Origin of the sequence: Levilactobacillus parabrevis ATCC 53295 (assembly GCF_001434055.1) — a bacterium.
GTDB lineage: Bacteria > Bacillota > Bacilli > Lactobacillales > Lactobacillaceae > Levilactobacillus > Levilactobacillus parabrevis.
The window spans coordinates 1-214 of record NZ_AZCZ01000128.1 but is presented as its reverse complement, the minus strand read 5'-3'; the positions used below and the strand labels follow the sequence as shown (position 1 = coordinate 214).

Here is a 214-nt window from a genome sequence, read left to right as displayed (position 1 = left end):
TCCATGATGGTTGATAAGTAACACCAGCCATTACGCTTCGTTTGAATATAGGTCATATCAGCGGTCCATTTTTGATTTAAACCAGTGGTCGAGAAATCCTGCTTAAGCAAGTTGGGACGCTGTTCAACCTTGGTTTTGGAAGCCGAAGCCGCTTTCCACTTATTGACGGTAACGGAGTGGATATCCAGTTCCTTCATGAGCCGGGAAATCCGTC

1 pseudogene is annotated in these 214 nt (G+C 45.8%); it reads right to left on the bottom strand.

Annotated elements, in window-relative coordinates:
* Nucleotides 1-197 (bottom strand): annotated as a pseudogene (locus tag FD07_RS12705) (IS3-like element ISBce13 family transposase); the annotation flags it as partial.
* Nucleotides 198-214: the final 17 nt, after the last annotated feature.